Below are 22728 nucleotides of genomic sequence, written 5' to 3'. Positions count from 1 at the left end.
GTAGCAGGATCAAACCAAATGGCAATATTTCCGCGACTCATGAGTGCTCGGTTATATGCGGGCCAATTGGTTGTGCGGTAGATTTTGTGTGTAGGCTTCTTCATTTGAAAATTATATCGCTGAAAAAGCCTTTACAGATAGGTTTGTGCAACAAAGCCATTTGATACGCGAAAGTCCCTCTTTCTTAAATAGGGATTTAGGGAGATTAAAAATCTAAAAACAAAAAAATCCCCTCAATCGAGGGGTTTTTTTATATCGAAACTAGAGAATTCTTAAACCACAGAATCATCCAAATTCGGCGCTAACCAACGTTTCGCTTCATCCAAGGTCCAGCCTTTACGCTTCGCATAATCTTCCAACTGGTCGCCAGAGATTTTACCCACGTTAAAATATTCAGTTTCAGGGTTTGCATAATAGAAACCACTGACTGATGAAGGTGGCCACATCGCAAAACTTGTTGTTAAGTACGTACCAATCTTGTCGGTTGTACCTAACCAGTCAAACAATGGCGCTTTTTCAGAATGCTCCGGACAAGCAGGGTAGCCCGGTGCAGGACGAATGCCGACATATTTCTCTTTGATCAAATCATCATTTGAAAGCTGTTCGTCTGCTTGGTAGCCCCAGAACTCTTTACGAATACGCTCATGTAAGTGCTCTGCAAATGCTTCTGCAAAACGGTCACCCAAGGCTTGAACCATAATCGCGTTATAGTCATCACCTTTGGCTTTGTATTCTTGCGAAAGTTCTTCGGCACCGAAGATCGACACGGTAAAGCCGCCCAAGTAATCCTGAGCGACATCTTTCGGTGCAACAAAGTCTGCCAGAGAGTAGTTCGCTTTACCCGTCACTTTGTCAGACTGCTGACGTAAGTGTTCGAAGCTGTGAGTTACATTGCCTGTTTCATCCACAACCGCAACTGTATCTGCGGCTACACGGTTTGCAGGATAAATGCTGAACGTCGCACGCGCATCGAAACGTTTATTCTCGATGATGTCTTTCAGCATTGCTTGCGCTTGTTCATACAAATCACGCGCTGCTTCACCCACCACTTCATCTTCAAGGATTTTCGGGAATTTACCCGCCAGGCTCCATGAAATAAAGAACGGCGTCCAGTCAAAATATTCCACCAAAGTTTCAAGCGGATAATTTGTGAAAGTTTCAGATCCGATGAAGTTTGGTTTAACCGGTGCATTCTTGTCGAAGTCGATCTTGAAGCCGTTTTCAACTGAATCTTGATAAGACAATTTCGCCGCTTTCGGTTGCTTGTTAGCAAGACGGGTACGAATTTTTTCATAATCCGCTGCATAGTCAGCCAAAAGTTTTGGTTTCATCTCAGGAGAGAGCAACTGTGTTGCTACACCCACGGCACGTGATGCATCTGCGGTATAAAGCACGCCATCATTATGATATTGCGGTGAGATTTTCACTGCGGTATGCGCTTTAGAAGTCGTCGCACCACCAATCATCAGTGGAATGTTAAAGCCTTTACGTTGCATTTCTTTGGCAACAAACACCATTTCATCCAATGACGGCGTGATCAGACCAGACAAACCGATGATATCAACTTTTTCATCAATCGCAGTTTGTAGAATCTTTTCGCATGGCACCATCACGCCAAGGTCAACGATGTCATAACCGTTACAGCCTAATACCACACCCACGATATTTTTGCCGATATCGTGTACATCGCCTTTCACCGTAGCCAGCAGGATTTTACCTTTGGCCTCAGCTTGGGTTTTCTCGGCCTCAATGAACGGGTTCAACCACGCCACAGCCTGTTTCATCACACGCGCAGATTTCACCACTTGCGGCAAGAACATTTTACCGGCACCGAACAGGTCGCCGACTACGTTCATACCCGCCATCAATGGACCTTCGATCACATCGAGTGGGCGTGTAGAGTTTAAACGTGCTTCTTCGGTATCTTGGTCGATATAAGTCGTGATGCCTTTTACCAACGCATATTCAAGACGTTTTTCAACAGACTCATTACGCCATTCCAGATTTTCTTCGGCTTTTTGCGTACCACTTTGACCACGGTATTTTTCAGCAACAGCAAGCAGTTTTTCGGTTGCTTCCTGACCACTTTCACCCTGGTTCTGGTTTAATACAACATCTTCAACCGCTTCTTTCAATTCTTTATCGATGTCATCGTAAATCGCCATCTGACCGGCATTTACAATACCCATAGTCATGCCTTGCTGAATAGCATGGTACAGGAACACCGAGTGAATCGCTTCACGCACCGGTTCGTTACCACGGAACGAGAACGATACGTTGGATACACCACCAGAAATCATCGCATTTGGCAGGTTCTGTTTAATCCAGCCAGTCGCTTCAATAAAGTCCACACCATAGTTGTTGTGTTCTTCAATACCGGTTGCAATCGCAAAGACGTTCGGGTCAAAGATAATATCTTCAGACGGGAAACCCACTTCATTCACCAGAACATCATATGAACGTTTGCAGATTTCTTTTTTGCGCGTAGCTGTATCGGCCTGACCATCTTCATCAAATGCCATCACGATGACCGCGGCACCATATTGACGGCAGAGGCGGGCACGTTCGACAAACTCGTCATGACCTTCTTTCAGGGAAATCGAGTTCACCACGGCTTTGCCTTGCACACATTTCAGGCCCGCTTCGATAATCTCCCATTTAGAAGAATCCAGCATGATTGGCACACGTGAAATATCCGGCTCAGAAGCAATCAGATTCAGGAAATGCACCATCGCACCTTGTGAATCGAGCATGCCTTCATCCATGTTGATGTCGATGATCTGCGCACCGGCTTCAACCTGTTGACGGGCAACATCAAGTGCTTCGGCGAAGTTTTCTTCACGAATCAGACGCAGGAATTTTTTCGAACCGGTGACGTTGGTACGTTCACCGACGTTCACAAACAGTGAATCTTTGGTGATGTTAAATGGCTCTAAACCGCTTAAACGACAGGCAGGTTCAATTTCAGGAATTTGACGAGGGGTAATGCCTGCAACAGCATTTGCAATCGCGCGGATATGATCCGGCGTAGTACCACAGCAACCACCGGTAATATTAATTAAGCCACTTTCTGCAAATTCTTTAATAAAGGCTGCAGTTTCTTCCGGCGTTTCATCATATCCACCGAAGGCATTCGGCAAGCCAGCGTTTGGATGTGCTGAAACAAAGGTATTGGCAACGTCAGACACGGTTTTAACGTGTGGACGCATCGCATCTGCACCTAGGGCACAGTTAAAGCCGATAGAAAGTGGCTCTGCATGGCGCATCGAGTTCCAGAAGGCTTCAGCGGTTTGACCAGTCAATGTACGACCTGATGCATCCGTGATCGTACCTGAAATCATGATTGGCAATTCATAGCCCAATTCTTTAAAGACTTCTTTCACTGCAAAAATTGCGGCCTTGGCATTCAAGGTATCGAACACGGTTTCGATCAGGATGATGTCTGCACCACCTTCGATCAAGGCTTTGGTTGATTCAATATAGTCAACTTTGAGCGCATCAAAAGTGATGTTACGGAACGCCGGGTCATTCACGTTTGGAGAAATAGAGGTGGTACGCGATGTCGGACCAATCACACCTGCCACAAAGCGTGGTTTTTCAGGCGTTGAATATTTGGCACAGGCTTCTTTGGCCAGACGCGCTGCTTCACGGTTAATCTCGGGAACCAGATCTTCCATGTGGTAATCCGACATTGAAACGCGGGTACCGTTAAAGGTGTTGGTTTCAATAATGTCGGCGCCAGCTTCCAAGTAAGCTTCATGAATGCCTTGAATGATTTGTGGCTGAGTCAGCGCCAGCAAATCATTATTACCTTTGAGATCATAGGCCCAGTCAGCAAAACGCTCACCACGATAATCGGCTTCTTCCAGTTTATGGCGCTGGATCATAGTACCCATCGCACCATCGATAATTAAAATTCTTTTGGCAAGAAGTTCTTTTAAAGTGGTAAGTGTAGACATTCAAACTTTCTCAGCAGAAATCAAAAAAAACGACGCTAATCTTAGCAGATTAGTTGGCTGATTTCTGCTGAGATTGCTCAGAATGATGGATAAGCATGATATGAAAATTTGATAAGTCATCTAGAAAAACAACAAGTTTTAACATCCGGATCAGAAAATATTGCAATCTCTAATCTGATTCGATGTCTTTGAGACAGTAAACAAAATCAAAAAATTAAGCTGATGCTTTTATTCATGAAATTGTCATATTGATGGCTTATGCTGTGCAAATGAAACTTTTGCTCAGCTTGATGACAGGCAGGGCGTAAATCGTTTTGGTAGCAAAATATGTTGAGTTTTTAAGCTTGAAGAAGCTGGAATCTTATCTTAAGTAAATGATTTATAAAATCAAAATCTAGTGTTTTAGTCGGAATTAAACAGGACGAATAGCAGCAAGAAAATCCAAATAATTGCTTCATATGACAGCAGTTTGTCATATAATTGTCACAATTCAACTGAACAATATGGGGATTCTTGAATCCTCTATTCCTGCTTGCATGAATCCTAATCAAACTCCCGTAGATTCAGCACACGGGTCGGCTTCCCAAAAGTCGACCAATGTTCATGTGCCAACACCGAAATTCTTTATGCCGGTGTTCCTGACTCTTATTATCACTACGCTGATTTATATCGGCTTCCAGTTGTCTGCAGATTTAGCGCATGTACCGGCCTTGGGCTTGTATTCAGTTATTTTGTTAGCGACGGCACTTTTTATTGCGTTGAGCTTTGAGTTCGTCAATGGCTTTCACGATACCGCCAATGCTGTGGCCACAGTCATTTATACCAATGCACTTTCAGCTCCTGTCGCAGTGATGTGGGCCGGCTTCTGTAATTTCCTTGGGGTTATGGTCGCCAGTGGTGCGGTCGCTTACGGCATTATTGCGTTATTGCCGGTCGAGCTGATCATGAATGTCGGCTCCGGAGCAGGCTTTGCCATGGTCTTTGCCATGCTGATCGCAGCAATTCTCTGGAATCTGGGAACCTGGTTTCTCGGTATTCCGGCATCCAGTTCACATACCCTGATCGGTTCGATTCTGGGTGTGGGCATCATGAACTATATTCTGAATGCCGGTACTGGCGCTTCAGGTATAGACATGGAGCAAGTCATGAAAGTCGGTAAGGCGCTATTATTCTCGCCTTTAATCGGTTTTGCATTTGCTGCAATTGTGTTCCTGCTGGTGAAAAAAATCTTCAAGCGTCAACTGGAATTGTTCCAGCCACCTGAAGGTAACAAGCCACCGCCACCATTGATTCGTGCCATGCTGATCTTTACCTGTACTGGGGTGAGTTTTGCCCATGGTTCAAATGACGGTCAAAAAGGTATGGGCCTGATCATGCTGATTCTGATCGGCTGTGTACCGTTGGCGTACTCGCTGAACAAGAATCTGGATGCACAACATATTCAATCTTTTGGTCAGTTATCTGCACAAACAGCGGATGTGATCTATCCAAATCATCAGGATATTCCGGATGAACAAGCTCGTGATGTGATCACCAAGTACATTCAGACCAAGGAAATTACCCCTGAAGTCGTGCCTGCATTGGCAAGCTTGACGGATCATCTGGGTGAAAAAGTTGGTAGCTATACCAGTATTAAGGATGTTCCTGAAGCTCAAGTGTCTGAATTTCGCAACGACATGTACCTGAGCACCACAGCATTTAAACGTCTGGATAAAGCAGAAGCTTTACCAACAATGAGTGCTGCACAGGAAAAAACAGTAGATGAATACCGTGACAATCTGGATTCATTCCTGCAATACATCCCGACCTGGGTGAAAGTGGCGACAGCCTTGGCACTTGGTCTGGGTACGATGGTCGGCTGGAAGCGTATTGTCGTGACTGTCGGGGAGCGTATTGGTAAACAGCATATGACTTATGGTCAGGGTATGTCTGCCGAACTTGTTGCGATGTCAACCATTGCGGCAGCAGATGGCTTTGGTATGCCGGTATCCACTACCCATGTATTGAACTCTGCAGTAGCAGGTACCATGGTGGCGAACAAGTCAGGTCTGAACTTCCAGATGGTGAAAACCATTCTGTCTGCCTGGGTCTTTACCTTGCCAGCAACGATCTGTCTGTCAGGCGGTTTGTATTGGGTACTTTTAAAAGTGTTCTAAGTTATTTAGACATAAAAAAAGCTGCTCTAGAGCAGCTTTTTTTATGGGTGATTTTTACTTCTCCCTAACCCTCACTTGCGCTTCGTTTTAAAAGTGGTGCTTTAAAACTTGCTCAGGAGAGGGGACTACATTAATTATTCAAATAAAGAAAATTTAAATTAAATAGTATTCATTTTATTAGAAAACGATATTTTTAGATGTTTGCTACTACTAATTTGAATCCATTGGGAAAGCTCCCTCTCCCTTTGGGAGAGGGCTGGGGTGAGGGGATAAACATTAGACTTCTTGCGTTAGTCAAAATTTAAACAGCCCAAAGCTACATTTTATAAGGTTTTAGCCAATTCAAAAATTAGGTAAAACGATACTTTCGCAAGAGGTCTATTAAATAAAAGTTTATCTAACGTAGAAGAAGTCTCGAAAGAAGAAAATAAATTACTTCTTCAACTTACTCAACAATCCCTTCGGCAACTTCTCTGTTGCAAAACCGTACAGCGCAGCAAAAGGCAGTGCGGTACGCGCCAGATAAGCGACTCGCCACAAACCACCATGATTCGCGCCATGCATCATCAATTCAAGCGGATGGTTGAGTTTTACTTCAGGATTGGCCACTGATTCTGGATTACGCAGGTCATGAATCCATAGTGCCGCCATAATCGCATTGGTGGTTTCAGGCGCGAAAGCTTCAACATCAAACAGGCTGGCGCCATTGAACGCGGCTTTAAGCAGCGGATTCTTGGTCACAGAATAGGTGGTCGTCGAAGGGGCAATATTGATACTGACCCGCTGCCCTTGAGCGCGAGCCAAGGTGGCACGCCATTGCTGGATACGTTTTGCCAGCGCATAGTTCGGGCCTTGTTCAACCACCAGGCAGTCACAGATACCATAAGCCTGATCACCAGACTGAATCAGTTCATGCGCATTTTTCTGGAAAAAGTGTTTGCGGCTTAAAGTGGAAACACCTTTGGAGATGATTGCTTGTGTCTTGGAGCGTTCAGTATATTTTACTTTTGACGCTTCAATCACTTCACTCGGAACCGCATAAACATCGGTCGGCGTACACATGTACATCAGGCTGGTATTGGCTTTTTGCTGGCTGACATGCTGCATGATGGCATCCATCGCCATGGAGACCCGAACATGCTTTTCACCATCCAGATAGGCAATTGCAGCCAGATCCAGATCCTGTTCGAATTGTAATAACCATTTGGCAATTTCAGGAATCTGGGTCAGCAAATTCGCCCCCAGTTTTTCTTTTAAAATATCAAGTGAAGTATCAGCAGGCAGGTCTTCAGTACATGGCGCATACAGCGTGGCATTGCCTTGGTTGATGGTATCAACAATCTTGCCCCATACACGGGTATTCGGCAGATCAATCGCTACAATATTGGCTTTCCATTTCGCCAGCCAGGTCAGAGGACCGGCTTCAGATGCTGCACCAAACAGCACCGTGGTCCGATCGGAAAGATCAAACCATTCAGGATGCACCACACATTCACGCAGGGCATTGGCATGGCTGGTTTCCACAATGCCTTGGCTTTCCCAGCGCTCAATCTGCTCCAATAAGGCGTCACCTTGCAGCTTTTGACCGTGGTAAGGCACATACCATTCTGGTGCCGATTTGCTATTACCTGTCAGCTTGAAGGTATGCAACTGACCTGCGGGCAGAGTTAAAGCATCTTGTAATACATACTTTTGACCATCACGGTAAAATTCAAAAGTCTGATGGGCCTTTGCCAATCCATCTTCAGCAATTTTCAAGCTGGCTTCAGGAGAACTCAGTCCCTGTTCGACCAGTTGCTTAAAATGTACTGTGTAGTGTTTACGCCAGTTTTTTTCTGATTGTGCCTGTTGAGAACTGTGTGAATCGACATTGGCTAGCGCTGCCGCGATGATTGCGCGCCCTGCTTTAGAGCTACTTGGTTTTTGTTGCTGAGACTGAAGAGGAAATTGAAGACCGTCTGGTGTAGTGGACATGCAAAATATCTCGAGAATGACAGTAATTAATATACAGGTGTATACATTATCGCTGCAAAATTCAGTCCAAGATTGGCATTAAGTGACATCATCACTTTCTAATATATTACGAGATGTTTCAAACAAATAAGAGAGCAGAAGCTCTCTTATCAATTTTTAGCAGAAATATGAGGTTCAATTCATATATAGCCTCATTCTCTTATCATTAAATAACCCTAATTAAAATGGAACTTGCATCAGTTTATTCAGGAAATGCGGAATCAGGCGTGGCTCCAGAATAATCGTCATGACCACCCCGTAAGCCGCTCCCCATAAATGCGCGCTGTGATTAATGTTGCTATTGCCTTTTTTGCCTGACCAGATGCTATAAGCTACATACAGCACAGCAAAAATAATGGCAGGAACCGGAATGAAGAACACAAAGATCAACTTCCAAGGTTCAAACAGAATATAGGCAAACAGTACAGCCGAGACTGCACCGGAAGCGCCGAGACTGGCCCAGCGCGCATCATTTTTATGCTTCAGGTAACTTGGCAGAATCGCTGCGATCAGACCACCGAGGTAAAACAGGATAAAACCCAGGTCATACAGATATTGACGATAAAAGCTTTCAATCACGCTGCCGAAGAAGAACAGGGTAATCATGTTAAACAAGAGATGAGCTCCATCCGCATGGATAAAGCCATGCGTAATAAAGCGGTCATATTGTCCACGTTGCAGTGCCGGTGGCCAGAAAATCAGGCGATTCATCACCGTCTCTTTGGAGAAAGCAATAAATGACACAATACAGGTGATCAGAATAATGGTCACGGTATGATTAAAAGGTAAATCAAGCATATAAATGATTCTAAGGGTGCCTATTTGCCAATTATCATGCCATTAAAATTAAGCTAAAGTTGTACTTTTATAATAAATCCGACAATTTTAGTTGATTTTTAAAAATTACCCCGCATCTTCAGTTAAAATGGCCGCTTGAGCTTGAGGAAATTATTGTTATGTCGACTGAGAACAGCAGCACTCCAGTTGTTGGTGAAATTCCCAACTTATTGATTACACCAACAGCACAAGAGTATTTAAAGGATCTACTGGATAAACAGAACACCCCGGGTATTGGTGTGCGTGTTTTTGTAGAGCATCCGGGTACTCCTCGCGCTGAATGTTGCATGGCCTATAGTGCACCTGATGAAGTTGTACCGACAGATTATAAGCAGGAATATCCTGATTTCCCTGCTTTTATCGACTCGCCATCTATTCCGTATTTACTCGATGCCGTGATTGATTACAACAAAGACCGTTTTGGTGGTCAGTTGACTTTCCGTGCACCGAACTCCAAAGTGCCACGCGTGGGTCCAGATGCATCGGTAGAAGAGCGTATTACCTATGTATTACAGTCTGAAATTAACCCAGGCCTGGCAGGTCATGGTGGTAACTGTGCACTGGTTGAAGTTAAAGAAGACCCTGAAAAAGGTTTAACCGCTGTACTTAAATTTGGTGGTGGTTGCCAGGGCTGTTCAGCGATTGATATCACGTTGAAGCAAGGTGTTGAAACCACATTAAAACAACATGTACCAGAGTTAATGCATGTCGTTGATGAAACGGATCATAGTCAGTCTGAAGGTGCGTATATGAAATAAGCTGTTCTATATAACAGTTTATTTATCGCATTTTAAAAACCTCGAACTTTCGAGGTTTTTTTATATCTGGCTTATAATATAGTGAATATAAATGATAATAATTATCAATATTAATTGCATTTGAGTGAAAAGTTGTTACACTTTGCAACCGAATAAACATGATCTCTTCATAAATATTGGGGCGCGCAAGGTATGAATAAGCCATTCTTAAAAACAACTTTGGCATTTGCTGTACTCACAGCCATGGTGGGAAATACATCTGCAGTAGAAGTTGTTGTTCCACAGGCGGAAGCGACTAAATTGCAAACAATTGTGGTGACCGCAACAGGTTATGAGCAAGATTTGGCTAAAGCACCAGCTTCCATTACCGTGATTGATCGTGAAGAATTAGATAAACGTGAATATAACGACATTACTGATGTACTGCGTAATACGCCCGGGGTAGTGGTTTCAGGTGCAGGTTCTGCACAGACCATCAGTATTCGTGGTATGAGTTCAAACTACACCTTGTTTCTTGTAGATGGTAAGCGTCAATATGGCAAGGATGTCAATCCGAATGGAAACGATGGAGGTTTTGAGAAAAATATTTTGCCATCGCTTGCCGCCATTGAACGTATTGAAATTATTCGTGGTCCAGCTTCTACACTCTATGGTACGGATGCCATGGGCGGGGTAGTCAATATCATTACCAAAAAAGTGTCTGATGAATGGTCTGGTCATGTCGAATTAGGAACCACGCTTCAGGACAGTAGCCGTTCAGGTGATATTAAAAATGCTTCTGCATATCTTGCCGGGCCTTTAATTGCAGACAAGCTGGGCTTGCAGCTGGCAGTCAATAAGCAGGAACGTAATGAAGACCATTATGTGGGCGGTTTTCGTGGCACAGAACGTGAAAGCTTAAATTCACGTCTGAGCTATGCCATTAATGATGATCATGATGTGCAGGTTGAAGCCAATTTTGTGCAGCAGGAATCCACGACTTCAGTCGGTAAGACGGTAGCAGCCGTTCAAGGCGCTGCAGATTCATTCTCGCGTAATTACCGTAACGTTTTTCAGTAACCCATAATGGCCGTTATAGCGATAACTTGGACAGTTCATCTTATATCCAGTATGAAAATTCAAAAAATCCGGATCGTGGAAATACGGAACTCGGCACCAAAGGGATTACCCTGGATACATGGACAGCGAACAGTCAATGGAACTTAGCCTTAGGTGATCATACGCTATCATTCGGGGGATATCTTAAAGATGAAAAACTGGTCGATAAAGCGACTAACCGGAATCCCAATGCACCTGAATTTAGTGAATTAACACGTTGGTCTGCTGCCGCTTTCCTTGAAGACACCTGGAGTATTACGGATCGCTTCGATTTAACAGCTGGCCTGCGTTATGACCATGATGAAAACTATAGTGGCCATTTATCACCACGACTGTATGGGGTATACGCGGTAAATGATAACTTTGTAGTAAAAGGTGGTGTGGCCACAGGTTATAAACAGCCTGATATTCGTGCAGCCACAGAAGGGTTCTATAGCGTCACGGGTGGCGGTGGTTCACCCTTAGCAACAGGCCGTGGCATCATCCGTGCCAATCCGGACTTAGAACCAGAATCAAGCGTATCGACTGAATTAGGTTTCAACTGGAAAAATGATTATATCAATACATCGCTGACTGGCTTTATCACTAAATATGAAGATCGTATTACGGAAGTTCGTGCCTGTGAAACCGATACTGATGGCACCACAACAAACCGTAATAACTGGCAGAATTGGAAATGTTTCGAAGGAGATATTCCATTCTACTTTATTAGTGAACGGATCAACGTGGATGAAGCAGAAATTCGTGGTGTAGAAGCAACGGTAGAAGCCAGTCTGAATGATTATACGATATTGACTGCAAACTATACTTATACCGATTCAGAGTTTAAATCGGGTGCTTTTAAAGGCCAGCCACTGAACCAGATGCCGGAACACATGTTTAATATTGGTGTGGATTATGAGCTAAATGATGCACTCAATGTATGGAGCCGCTTGCACCATCGTTCTGAAACCTCTGCTTACTTGAGCCGTACCTCTATAGCTCAGCCAAATCCAGGTTACCAATTTGTAGATGTCGGCTTTAACTATAAGTTCAGTCCGAATCTAACAGGTAAATTTGGTGTCTATAACCTACTGGATGAAAAAGCTGAAGATATTGATGGTGATCAACTATTGGATGGTCGTCGTTACGGTATCAGTTTGAATGCAAAATTCTAAGCAAATGACAATATAAAAAAGCCGCTTTATAGCGGCTTTTTTATTTAAATTTCAAGGATTTTTAAAGTATCTTCATGATAATAAAATTGTTCCAGATATTTTCGTGCACGTTCACGTAAATGACCCTGGGAAACCATCTGCTGGATTACCGGGCTGAGCAGATGCTGCAATTCATTCTGAATGAGAGATTCATCAATATTCAGATCACGTAATAACTGATCAAAGGTATGTTCCTGATTGCGTACATACCAGGTATGAATTCCGTCATGCACTTGCTGCTGCAGATAGTCCGTCTGGCGTATGTGATCCCAGATGTCATGACCTAAGCCGACCGTCTGATTCAGGTCCTGCAGCTCAATATAATTCTTCAAGACCGATACAGGCATATCCTTGATTTTATGCCAGAGATTGGCCTGAAAATGATAGAGTTTCTCGTCGTCAAAATGCTGGTTTAGCACATGCTCACTCATCTGGCTGAGCTTCAGAATGTTCTTTTGCAGATAACGTGCAATGGTGCTATCGAGGTTGGTATCGGTGACATTTTCCAGAACGGATTTTCCCATTTTCATAAAGCGGGAAACCCCGGGCACGCTTTTGGCAATCATGGAGTTATCCAGATAATCCTGAATAGAATGCTGGATCAATTGCGTAATCATGGCTGAAAATGCCGGATTATTGACTACGGTTTTAATCAGACGTTGCCGATGGCCACTTTTGCTGGCCACATACTGGGCGATCTTGTCTACGGTCAGGACTGGGATCAGATCGGCAATTGTGGTGGAATCATTGGCCGGATGCACCAGGGCAAAACGGATATGTTCGGCAATCTGTTCAATCAGAAAGCTGCTGGCAGCAGTACCCAGAATCTGTTTTTGCAACAGCTGATTGATCAGTTCACAGCTCCACAGCTCTTTTAGAGTCTGTTTACGCAGCCACAAATAAAACGCATGAAACTCGCTTTGAATCGTTTCAGATTGAGAAAATGCCTGATCGAGAAAATCAAGTTGAGCATCGATCAACTGCTCAATCATCGGGTGTTTCTGCATAGCATCTCTGAAACTTAATTTAAAGGAATGAGTTTATCAGCAAGCGGGTTTTTTAGGGTCTGCGTCTTGGCTAGAAAAGGCAAATAATGTTGTGCGACCTGTTTTTCTGCTTCTAGAATCGGCATATGCCCGACGTTATTCAAAATTACCGGTTTTTCTGCACGTTTCAGCAGGGCATGTAGTTCTTTGACCACTTCGACATTAATGATCCGATCCTGTCTGCCCCATAAAATCAAGGTGGGTGCTTCAACCGTGCGGGTCAGGCGGGCGAAGGTTTCCGGTGTATAAATCCGGTTTAGCATCACCACCTGATCAATCGACTTACTGGTTTGTTCAGCGCGTGAAATCAGCAGTTTTTCCTGTGCATGCCGCAACTGATAAGGAATCACCGGCGGGTTCTGCATCAGCTGTTTGGAAACATCTTGAAGATCACCGGGCTTGCTGACGATCAGGTCTTTTAAGGCCTGTGGGTCTTTGGTATAGGGCGTATTGCCCATTTTGTACAGGCCAGCGGTATTAATTAAAAACAGGCTTTGCGTATCGAAAGGGTATTGCGAGGCATAGACTGTGGCAATCGAGCCACCCAAGGAATGTCCGGCAATATGTAAATTCTCATCCACATTTAAGGTTTCAATAAATAGACGCAGCTGCGAGGTCACATTGGGCACAGAAACATCAAAATTGTCCGGAACTTTGGTGTCGCCGTTGCTCGGCAGATCTGGAATAATGACATGATAATAGGGCGTCAGAAACTGGGCAACCCGGTTCCAGTTGTCGCGCGTGCCTGCCAGACCATGAATCAGTAGAATAGATGGTTTGTTCTTGGCACCGCCTTCGCTATAGCTCCAGGTGACCTCGCCAATTTTGAGGGTCTTGGATTTGAGACCGGCAAGGCTGCGTTCTTGCAACAGATGCTGCTGCAAGACTTTGGCAGATGTTTCATTTTTCTGGCTAAACAGTATTTGAGCATGTGTCAGGCCCGGTAATGCCATGCTTAAGGCAACTACGGCTGAACAAATCATTTTCGAGCGCAATTTTATTATTTTCTTCATTGGCCATTCCCCAAAACAAACCCAGTGAGCAAATTGCTCAATCAAAATACTTCCATGTTATAAATTTGCAATTTTCATTCAAATAAAAACATTATTCTTCATTCTATTTTAAATCAATCTTTGCGCTTGTCACCCATTAGTTTTTTGCTAGATTGCATTAAATGACTGGAAAATGTGATGTATTACGCATAAATTCCCTACAGAAATGAAATTAGATAAATGCTAAAAATTTAATCAGCTAAGATTTTTTGCAAGTGACATTCAAAAAAACTGGCAGTAAGATATTGCAACTAAAACCATCGGTGATAGAAAAGAATGCTCACAGCTCAAGAAGCTTTAGAACGTCTTAGACAGGGTAACCAACGTTTTGTCAGTGGCGATACCACGCATCCAAAACAACTTAGCCACCAACAGCGCGCAGAAATGGCAGAGGATCAGAATCCGTTTGCGATTGTTTTGGGATGTTCAGATTCGCGCGTTCCAGCCGAAATGGTTTTTGATCAGGGTCTCGGCGATCTTTTTGTGATTCGTGTTGCAGGTAATATTGTTGCACCCTCACAGGTCGGCAGTGTTGAGTTTGCCGCGGCACGTTATGATTGCGCGATTGTGGTGGTGTTAGGTCACAGTCATTGTGGTGCGATTAAAGCCACCATTGATACCTTAATGTGCCCTGATTGCCCGCCATCGGCAAACCTGATGTCGATTGTGAACCGCGTACGTCCTTCTGTTGAAACCTTAATGCAGACTGAACTGAAAAATGACTTGGCAAAATTATCCAAGCATGCAGTACGTTCCAACGTATTTGCTTCGGTGAATCAGTTGCGTCATGGTTCGGCCGTTCTGGAAAACCTGATTGGACAAGGAAAATTAAAAGTCGTGGGTGCTGAATATTCACTGGAAACTGGTGAAGTGACCTTCTTTGATTTCTAATCACGATTCATCTAAATACATTCTAAAATAAGTTAAAGGCGCTTTATAAAGCGCCTTTAATGTATGGATAAGCATTATTTAACAGGATCGTCTGTGCTTTGGCATTTGGGTGAATCAGATCCTTTTGCATCAGGGTTTTATTACCGGCGACACCTTGCATAAAGAAAGGCAATAACTTCACCTTATATTGCTGACTCACCACTTTATAATTATTTTCAAAAGCCTTGCTATAGGCCTGCCCGTAATTAGGCGGCATTTTCATGCCAAATACAATGACCTTAGCCTTGGCTTTCTGGCTCTGCTGAATCAGACTGGCTAAATTTTTTTGAATCATTTGTGGTGGTTGTCCACGCAAGCCATCATTGCCACCTAACTCAATCACCACAAGGTCTGGACGATGCGTCTGTAACAGTTTAGGTAGTCTGGCCAGTGCTCCGCTGGTGGTTTCGCCACTGACACTTGCATTGACCACTTTATGCTGTTTCGGATACTGTTGCTCTAAACGCTTTTGTAATAAATGTACCCAACCCTGCTGGGGCTGGATACCATAACGTGCACTTAAACTATCACCTAAAATCATAATTGTCTTTGCTGAGACCCCGAGTGGTATCAGGCACAGACTGAGCAAAAAAAAGTAAGGCAATAGCCGAGTTTTCTGATTAAGATCTTTCATATAGGACACGTATGATTCAAAGCAGCAACGATTCGACCATCATGCCACAGGCTATTATTTCTGCCCAGAAATTGACACAAAAGATACAACTTTCACAAAAACAGCTCACCATTTTTGAGGATCTTGATCTGGATATTCAGGCCGGAGAACAAGTGGCAATTACCGGTCGTTCCGGTTCCGGAAAATCCACATTACTGGGTATTCTGGCGACACTGGATCAGGCGAGTTCAGGTCAGCTTATGGTCTGTGGCGAATCGGTCTCTAGCTTGGATGAAGAACAACGTGCACTGGTACGTTTAAGAAATATCGGGTTTGTCTTTCAGTCTTTTCAGCTCTTGCCACATCTGACTGCACTTGAAAATGTGATGCTACCACTGCGCCTGCAGCCCGGCTTTAAATATGCAGACGCTGAGCAAAAAGCCTTGGCATTACTACATAAGGTCGGTCTGGATCGACAGGCGCAGCAAACGCCAAAAGTCTTGTCCGGGGGAGAACAGCAACGTGTAGCCATCGCTCGTGCACTGGTCAGTGAACCCAAAATCATTTTTGCCGATGAACCTACGGGCAATCTCGATGGTGAAACGGCCAGAGAAATTGAACAACTGCTGTTTCAACTGAACCGGGAACTGGGGACGACGTTGGTGCTGGTCACGCATGATCGCAAACTGGCGCAGCAGTGTCAGCGGCATTTTGAACTGCTGAATGGCGAGCTGATTGAACATCCGAGTGGAGGATGAAATGAATCCATTATTTCGTCCCTTACTGACTCAAAGCTTTAAAACGACCGGGATTTATCTGCTGATTATTGCCTTAACACTGGCGATCAGTGCGACCACTGCACTCAAGTTTAGTAACGAGCAGATCCAAAATGCAGTCGCCTTGCAGGCAGCAGAAATGCTGGCCGGTGATCTGGTGCTTTCAGATAATGAGCCTTTGCCGGAGCAGTGGCGTGATCAGGCCAAGCAGCTGGATCTAAAGCAGTCAGAAGTCACTTTCTTTAGCAGTATGGCTTATACCGATGCACAGTTCGTCATGGTCAATGTCAAAGCCATTGATCAGGCTTTTCCTTTGCGTGGTGAACTGCGGGTGCAACCGGCAAAAAAATCGATTCAGTCTGGTGAAATCTGGCTCAGTCCACGAGCCATGGATCTGCTCAAAGTCAAATTGGGGGATCAGCTCAATATTGCCGATGCAGCATTCAAAGTCACCGCCAAGATTGAACAGGACTCCAATCAGGAGCTTGGATTTTCCGGCTTTTCGCCGACCGTGATTATCTCCCAGGCAGATGTGGCACGAACCAATGCCATTCAGGTGGGGAGCCGGATTGAATATCGCCTACTCATGGCTGGCCGTCCGGATGATACCCAACAATATGAAGCCTTGTTCAAGCAGCAGGTCAAATCAGCAAACGGCTCGGCTGAAACACCAGAGGAAGTGCAAGGGCAGGAATTTGAGGAGCAAAGCAGTCTCAGGTTGCGCAATGCCAGTGAAAGCAATACCCGCTTAATGAAGCCGATTGCCAATCTGGATACTTTCCTGCAACTGGCCAATATTCTGACCATTCTATTATGCGGGATTGCCATAGCCTTAACCGCGCAGCGCTATGTGCAGCAGAATCAGGATCATATTGCTTTGATGCGTTGTATCGGTGCCACCAAGCAGCAGATTCTGTCGGCTTATCTGGCTTTACTCGGGATGGTGCTGTTGATTGCGATGCTAATTGGTACCGTGGTCGGGATCAGTCTGGGTTATGGCCTGTTACAGTTGATGTTGCAGCTGATTCCAAATTTACAGATTGAATTTTCCGCTATCGCAATGTTGCTTGGACCATTGCCGGTCGCGATGCTGACCAGTGCCGTAGTGCTACTCGGTTTTGTCATGCCAAGCTTATTGCAACTGCTAAATACGCCGCCAATTCGGGTCATTCGCCAGCAGGAAAAATCAATGCAATCCATGCTGTGGATGCTGCTGACCGGAACGCTAAGCCTGATTATTTTTAGTGTGATTTTGACTGAAAACTTGCTGCTGACCGCCTGGGTGATTGGCGCGATTATCGTGTTATGTGCATTGCTGTATCTGACAGTATGGGGGGTGTTGAAACTACTGCGTAATATGAAGCTGAATCTGTCAGCCTATGTACGTACACCTTCTCAGACCGCCTTGCAGATTACGGCTTTAGCCTTGGGCTTAAGCCTGATTACGGTACTGGCAGTATTGCGTACCGATCTGCTAGATCGTTGGCAGCAACAGTTACCGGAAGGTACGCCGAACCAGTTTGTTTATGGTTTACCGCCTTTTGAGATGCCAGCCCTGAAAGCCCAACTTGAGCAGAATGGCTGGAAAAGCACACCACTGTATCCGAATATTCGCGGGCGTCTGGTCGCCAAAAATGATCAGCCTTTTGCCGAGGAACTGGTGAAAAGCAGCAATACCTTAAGACGTGAACTGAATTTGACTCAGTCAAACAGCTATCCACAAGATAATGTGATTGTCAGTGGTGACGCGGTATTAAAACAAGTCGGCACCGTATCGGTCGAAGCCAATACTGCGGAAGAGCTAGGGATCAAGATCGGAGATAAACTCAGTTTCAGTCTGCCTGAAGGCATACTGGAAGCTAAAGTGCTGAATTTGAGAACAGTCGAATGGGAAAGTTTTAGTCCCAACTTCTTCTTTATCTTTGCCCCCAATACCATGGATGCCAATGCCGGCAGTTATCTGGGCAGTTTTTATGTCCCGGAGGCAGATAAAGGCAAGCTGGTGTCTGTGATCCAGCAATTTTCCAACACGGTCTTTATTGATGTCAGCCTGATTCTGGAAGAGATCAAACGCATTGTGAATGTGCTGGTGCAAATCGTGACGATTCTGGCGGTACTGGTCAGCATTTCCGGTTTTCTGGTGCTGATGGCCTGTCTGAACCTGTTGATGGATGAACGCAAACGTGAAGTGGCTTTGTTACGATCATTCGGTAGTTCCAAGCAGAAACTGAAAACCATGATGAGTCTGGAAATTGGTTTTATTGGGCTGTTTGCCGGAATAGTTTCCTGCCTGTTTGCCGAAGTGATCAGTGCGATTGCCAGTTATAAAATGGATTTGATGATTCAGCCGCATTGGGAAATCTGGATTATCCTGCCGATCTTTATGACCTCTTTATGTGCGCTGATTGGCCGTTATCGCCTGAGTTATCTGTCAGAGATTCCACCCTTACAAAGCTTGCGTGAGATGAATCAATAAGATTCATCTCCGTGATTTTTAAACTGGCTGAGAGTTAAAGTTTTAGTTGCTGTTGCATCATTTCCAGAATCTCTTGCCACAGTGGGCGAATGGGTTCGAGTAAGGCCAAGTTATGTTGATAAAGCAGCACACAAAGGCCGAACCCGACAATCAAGGCAATCAGATTGAACAGGTGGCTACGCTGCATTTTTTGCCCGATGTACCAGAGCAAGGTGAGAAAAGCCCCCATCAGCATGCCGCCAATATGTGCGGCATTGTTGATTCCACTGATCATAAAGCCCAGCGCGAGGTTTAGACCCATCACCATCACCAGGGTTTTTTTATCCAGAATAAAACGTTGCTGTGGCAGCATTGGCAATAAGGCCAGCACCGTAAGTGAAGCCCCGAGTCCCATCACAGCACCAGATGCGCCGGCACTGACTGCAGGCAATAAATCGGGATTAGCCACACCGCCTTCGATCAGGCTATAGCTGTCCTGAATGTTCATATAGCCACTGAGCAGGCTGCCCATCAGTCCGGCACACACATACAGGCCAATAAAATACATCCGGCCAAACAGTTGTTCGGCAACACTACCAAAAATATACAAGGCCCACATATTCAACATCAGGTGAATCAGGCCAAAATGAAAAAACATGCTGCTAAACAAGCGCATGGGTTCCGCTAAATAGGTTAAAGGTGCATAATCGGCACCCCAGAGAATAGCGTCTCGGGTACTCGGCTGGCTAACATCCATGCCATGCATGGCTTGCCAGCCAAATAATCCAACATTGATCCCGATTAAAATGGCGGTGATCCACCAGAGATGCATTTCAAGTTTGCGATGTTCGACAGGGGGAGAGTATTCAGACATGCTATTTTTTTGCTGTGATTGTATATTTCGAATAAGCTTAACACGAAAAATTAAATTTTCAGGAGTAACGCACTGACATGAAAGCCTTTCTGATCCGCACGATGCTCGTCATCGTCAGTGTGATTCTGCTGGTTCAATTGTGGATCTTTGCCAGTCTGGCCTGGTGGCGAACCAATCCGGTGAACACGACCATGATGATGCGGATTGATTACTGGACAGAACCTTCCAAAGCGATTCAGCATCAGTGGCGTCCCTATGACGAAATCAGCCTGAATCTGAAACGTGCCATCGTCACTGCGGAAGATGGAAAATTTATTCATCACCATGGTTTTGACTGGGACGGAATTCAAACTGCGCTGAATAAAAACAGAAATCAGGGCCGTGTAGTGGCCGGTGGTTCGACAATCTCCCAGCAATTGGCGAAAAACCTGTTCCTCGTCAACAAGCGTTCCTTTGTGCGTAAAGGTCAGGAAGCAGTCGCGACCTGGATGATGGAACGCATGTGGTCGAAAGAACGAATTCTGGAAGTCTATTTAAACTCGATCGAGTTCGGGGACAATATTTACGGCGTTGAAGCGGCGGCCAAACATTATTTTGGTAAAACTTCGCAAAGCCTGACCCGGGATCAGGCGATCTTTCTGGCTGCCATTTTGACCAATCCGAAATATTTCCAGGATCATCGCAATTCCTCTGCATTAAATGCTCGTAAGCGGATGATTCAGCGCTATATGCGTTATGCAGAATTACCTTAATTGATGATTTGAAGAGAAAGCCCAATTATTTGGGCTTTTTTTATGAAATTGTCATCAATTTGAAGCATACTTGGAGGGATAAGCACAATTTTAAATCCGCATAGGTTTGATATGAATACGGCAGCCAGCACAACTTCAGCACAGCCCGAATATACATATAATGATCGTTATATTAATCGTGAACTGTCTATCCTAGACTTCCATTTACGTGTCCTGGAACAGGCTGTCGATCCTTTACATCCATTGCTTGAACGCATGAATTTTCTGTTAATTTTCTCGCGGAATCTGGATGAATTTTTTGAAATCCGGGTTGCTGGGATGATGGAACAGCTGGATCTGGATAATGAAAGCCGCAGTCCGGATGGCTTGACTCCAAAGCAGGTTTTAGAACAGATTTCTAAAACCGCACATGCTGCCATTGAACGTCAATACCGTATTTTAAATGAAGAAATTTTGCCAAAACTGCGTGAGGAAGATATTTGCTTCTTGCGCCGTGGTGAGCTGACTCCGGCACAATCTGCCTGGATTAAAAAATATTTTCAGGAGCAAGTGGCGCCGGTTCTCACGCCGATCAGCCTGGACCCTGCGCATCCATTCCCACGGTTGGTGAATAAATCACTGAACTTTATTGTCACATTGGAAGGGAAAGATGCTTTTGGCCGTCAGATTGATCTGGCTGTGGTACCCGCACCGCGTTCACTGCCACGCGTGGTACGTTTACCGGATGAACTGACCGATGGAAAAGAACATCATGTGATGCTGTCGGCGATTATTCATGAGCATGTCTCTGATCTGTTCCCGGGGATGACGGCGACTGGCTGTTATCAGTTCCGTGTTACCCGAAATGCCGATTTAGCCTTGAATGAAGATGTTGAAGATCTAGCCAAGGCACTCAAAGGCGAACTCAGTTCACGCCGTTTTGGCCGCGCCGTGCGTCTGGAAGTGACAGAAAATTGTCCGCAGCATATTTATGAATATCTACTGAATGAATTTGATCTGGACGACGAGCAGCTTTATAAAGTCGCGGGCCCGGTCAATCTGGCACGTTTGCTATCTAACTTTAAACGTCCGCATTTACGTTATGACTCGCATACTCCCATCATTCCTAAAGTACTGAAAAAATCTGAAAATATTTTTAGTGCAATGCAGAAGCAGGATATTCTGCTGCATCATCCCTTTGAATCTTTTGCGCCGGTGATTTCATTATTACGTGAAGCGGCACGCGATCCGCAAGTGCTGGCGATCAAGCAGACCTTGTACCGCAGTGGACCAGATTCTGAAATTGTCCAGGTGCTGGCTGAAGCTGCCCGCAATGGCAAGGAAGTGACCGCAGTGATTGAATTGCGTGCGCGTTTCGATGAAGAATCCAATATTGCGGTGGCCAATGTCCTGCAAGAAGCGGGAGCAGTCGTGGTCTACGGCATTGTTGGTTACAAGACTCACGCCAAGATGATTCTGGTGGTGCGCCGGGAAAATAACAAACTGGTGCGCTATGTGCATCTGGGTACCGGTAATTATCATGCCGGCAATGCACGAATCTATACCGATTATGGTCTATTAACGACAGATAAAGATCTGTGTGAAGATGTGCATCGTATTTTCCAGGAATTGACCGGTATGGGGAAAATGGCCAAGCTGAAAAAGCTGCTACATGCGCCATTTACCTTGCATGCCCAGTTACTTAACTATATCGATAATGAAATTGCCTATGCTCAAGCAGGGAAACCGGCGCAGATTATTGTCAAAGTCAATGCACTGACCGAAATGCAATTGATTAACAAACTCTATGAGGCTTCTCAGGCCGGGGTACAGATTGACCTGATTATCCGCTCAATTTGCAGTTTGCGTCCGGGGTTGCTGGGTCTGTCGGAAAATATCCGGGTGCGTTCAATTGTCGGGCGTTTCCTGGAACATACCCGCGTGTATTATTTCAGCAATAATGGCAATTCACGTATTTACTGTTCAAGTGCAGACTGGATGGATCGTAACCTGTTTAATCGGGTCGAGGCCTGTTTCCCGGTCGAAGATGAAGCCTTGAAAAAACGCATCTATCAACAAGGTCTGTTGAATTACTTGAAAGACAATCAGCAATCCTGGTTATTGCAAGGTGATGGTACTTGGCTGCGGGCACAGCCCAAAGAAGGTGAAAAACCGCATAATGCACAACGTATTCTGTTAGAGCTGTTTAAATAAGTTTAAGTATTTAAAGAGGC

At 44.9% G+C, this 22728-nt stretch carries 14 protein-coding genes and 2 pseudogenes; 8 read left to right on the top strand and 8 right to left on the bottom strand.

Annotation, left to right across the window (positions count from 1 at the left end; translation table 11 throughout):
- Positions 1-104: pseudogene (locus NI469_RS11445) on the bottom strand (IS5/IS1182 family transposase); the annotation flags it as partial.
- A gap of 168 nt (positions 105-272) precedes the next feature.
- Positions 273-3959, bottom strand: coding sequence for a methionine synthase (gene metH / locus NI469_RS11440; protein ID WP_005104673.1), 3687 nt, complete (start codon positions 3957-3959; stop codon positions 273-275).
- A 536-nt stretch (positions 3960-4495) separates the two neighbouring features.
- Here metH and NI469_RS11435 point away from each other — a divergent pair.
- Positions 4496-6115: an inorganic phosphate transporter gene (locus NI469_RS11435; RefSeq protein ID WP_034439196.1), complete on the top strand. Its 1620-nt coding sequence runs from the start codon at positions 4496-4498 to the stop codon at positions 6113-6115.
- 432 nt (positions 6116-6547) lie between these two features.
- On the opposite strand, the gene NI469_RS11430 is transcribed toward NI469_RS11435, so the two are convergent.
- A complete protein-coding gene (locus tag NI469_RS11430; RefSeq protein ID WP_005262391.1) occupies positions 6548-8089 on the bottom strand; it encodes a hypothetical protein in 1542 nt (513 codons plus the stop codon).
- A gap of 219 nt (positions 8090-8308) precedes the next feature.
- Complete coding sequence (locus NI469_RS11425) at positions 8309-8926, bottom strand: rhomboid family intramembrane serine protease (protein ID WP_004646259.1); 618 nt, start codon at positions 8924-8926, stop codon at positions 8309-8311.
- Between the two features lie 158 nt (positions 8927-9084).
- Here NI469_RS11425 and nfuA point away from each other — a divergent pair, with 158 nt between their 5' ends.
- The gene (nfuA, locus tag NI469_RS11420; RefSeq protein WP_004279400.1) at positions 9085-9723 is read left to right on the top strand and encodes a Fe-S biogenesis protein NfuA; all 639 of its coding nucleotides are present in this window, start codon (positions 9085-9087) and stop codon (positions 9721-9723) included.
- A gap of 192 nt (positions 9724-9915) precedes the next feature.
- Positions 9916-11978: pseudogene (locus NI469_RS11415) on the top strand (TonB-dependent receptor domain-containing protein).
- Positions 11979-12022: 44 nt separating this feature from the next.
- On the opposite strand, the gene NI469_RS11410 reads toward NI469_RS11415, so the two are convergent.
- Both NI469_RS11410 and NI469_RS11405 read right to left on the bottom strand, forming a co-directional pair.
- On the bottom strand, positions 12023-13024 hold the full coding sequence (locus NI469_RS11410; RefSeq protein WP_005104667.1) for a hypothetical protein: 1002 nt from the start codon (positions 13022-13024) through the stop codon (positions 12023-12025).
- Between the two features lie 14 nt (positions 13025-13038).
- Entirely contained in the window at positions 13039-14076 is a 1038-nt protein-coding gene (locus tag NI469_RS11405; RefSeq protein WP_005262384.1) for an alpha/beta fold hydrolase, read from the bottom strand.
- Between the two features lie 315 nt (positions 14077-14391).
- On the opposite strand from NI469_RS11405, the gene NI469_RS11400 reads away from it, so the two are divergent.
- Complete coding sequence (locus tag NI469_RS11400; protein ID WP_004646264.1) at positions 14392-15006, top strand: carbonic anhydrase; 615 nt, start codon at positions 14392-14394, stop codon at positions 15004-15006.
- 43 nt (positions 15007-15049) lie between these two features.
- Here NI469_RS11400 and NI469_RS11395 read toward each other — a convergent pair whose 3' ends face one another.
- Positions 15050-15679 (bottom strand): arylesterase, encoded by a 630-nt coding sequence (locus NI469_RS11395; protein ID WP_005262379.1) that lies wholly within the window; start codon positions 15677-15679, stop codon positions 15050-15052.
- 11 nt (positions 15680-15690) lie between these two features.
- On the opposite strand from NI469_RS11395, the gene NI469_RS11390 reads away from it, so the two are divergent.
- On the top strand, positions 15691-16416 hold the full coding sequence (locus NI469_RS11390; protein ID WP_005262377.1) for an ABC transporter ATP-binding protein: 726 nt from the start codon (positions 15691-15693) through the stop codon (positions 16414-16416).
- Between the two features lies 1 nt (position 16417).
- Complete coding sequence (locus NI469_RS11385; protein ID WP_005262374.1) at positions 16418-18910, top strand: ABC transporter permease; 2493 nt, start codon at positions 16418-16420, stop codon at positions 18908-18910.
- 34 nt (positions 18911-18944) lie between these two features.
- On the opposite strand, the gene NI469_RS11380 is transcribed toward NI469_RS11385, so the two are convergent.
- Positions 18945-19763, bottom strand: coding sequence for a rhomboid family intramembrane serine protease (locus NI469_RS11380; protein ID WP_005262372.1), 819 nt, complete (start codon positions 19761-19763; stop codon positions 18945-18947).
- A 77-nt stretch (positions 19764-19840) separates the two neighbouring features.
- Between NI469_RS11380 and mtgA the strand changes: the two genes are divergently transcribed.
- Together mtgA and ppk1 are read left to right on the top strand one after the other, a co-directional pair.
- Entirely contained in the window at positions 19841-20515 is a 675-nt protein-coding gene (mtgA, locus tag NI469_RS11375) for a monofunctional biosynthetic peptidoglycan transglycosylase (protein ID WP_005262370.1), read from the top strand.
- 111 nt (positions 20516-20626) lie between these two features.
- Positions 20627-22708 carry a polyphosphate kinase 1 gene (ppk1, locus tag NI469_RS11370; RefSeq protein ID WP_005262368.1) on the top strand — a complete coding sequence of 694 codons (2082 nt, stop codon included), beginning with the start codon at positions 20627-20629 and terminating at the stop codon, positions 22706-22708.
- The last annotated feature ends 20 nt before the right edge of the window (positions 22709-22728 follow it).

Source organism: Acinetobacter lwoffii, assembly GCF_024129735.1.
Taxonomy (GTDB): domain Bacteria; phylum Pseudomonadota; class Gammaproteobacteria; order Pseudomonadales; family Moraxellaceae; genus Acinetobacter; species Acinetobacter lwoffii_H.
Note: the sequence above shows the minus strand (reverse complement) of the source record. Positions and strands in the feature narration are given on the sequence as shown.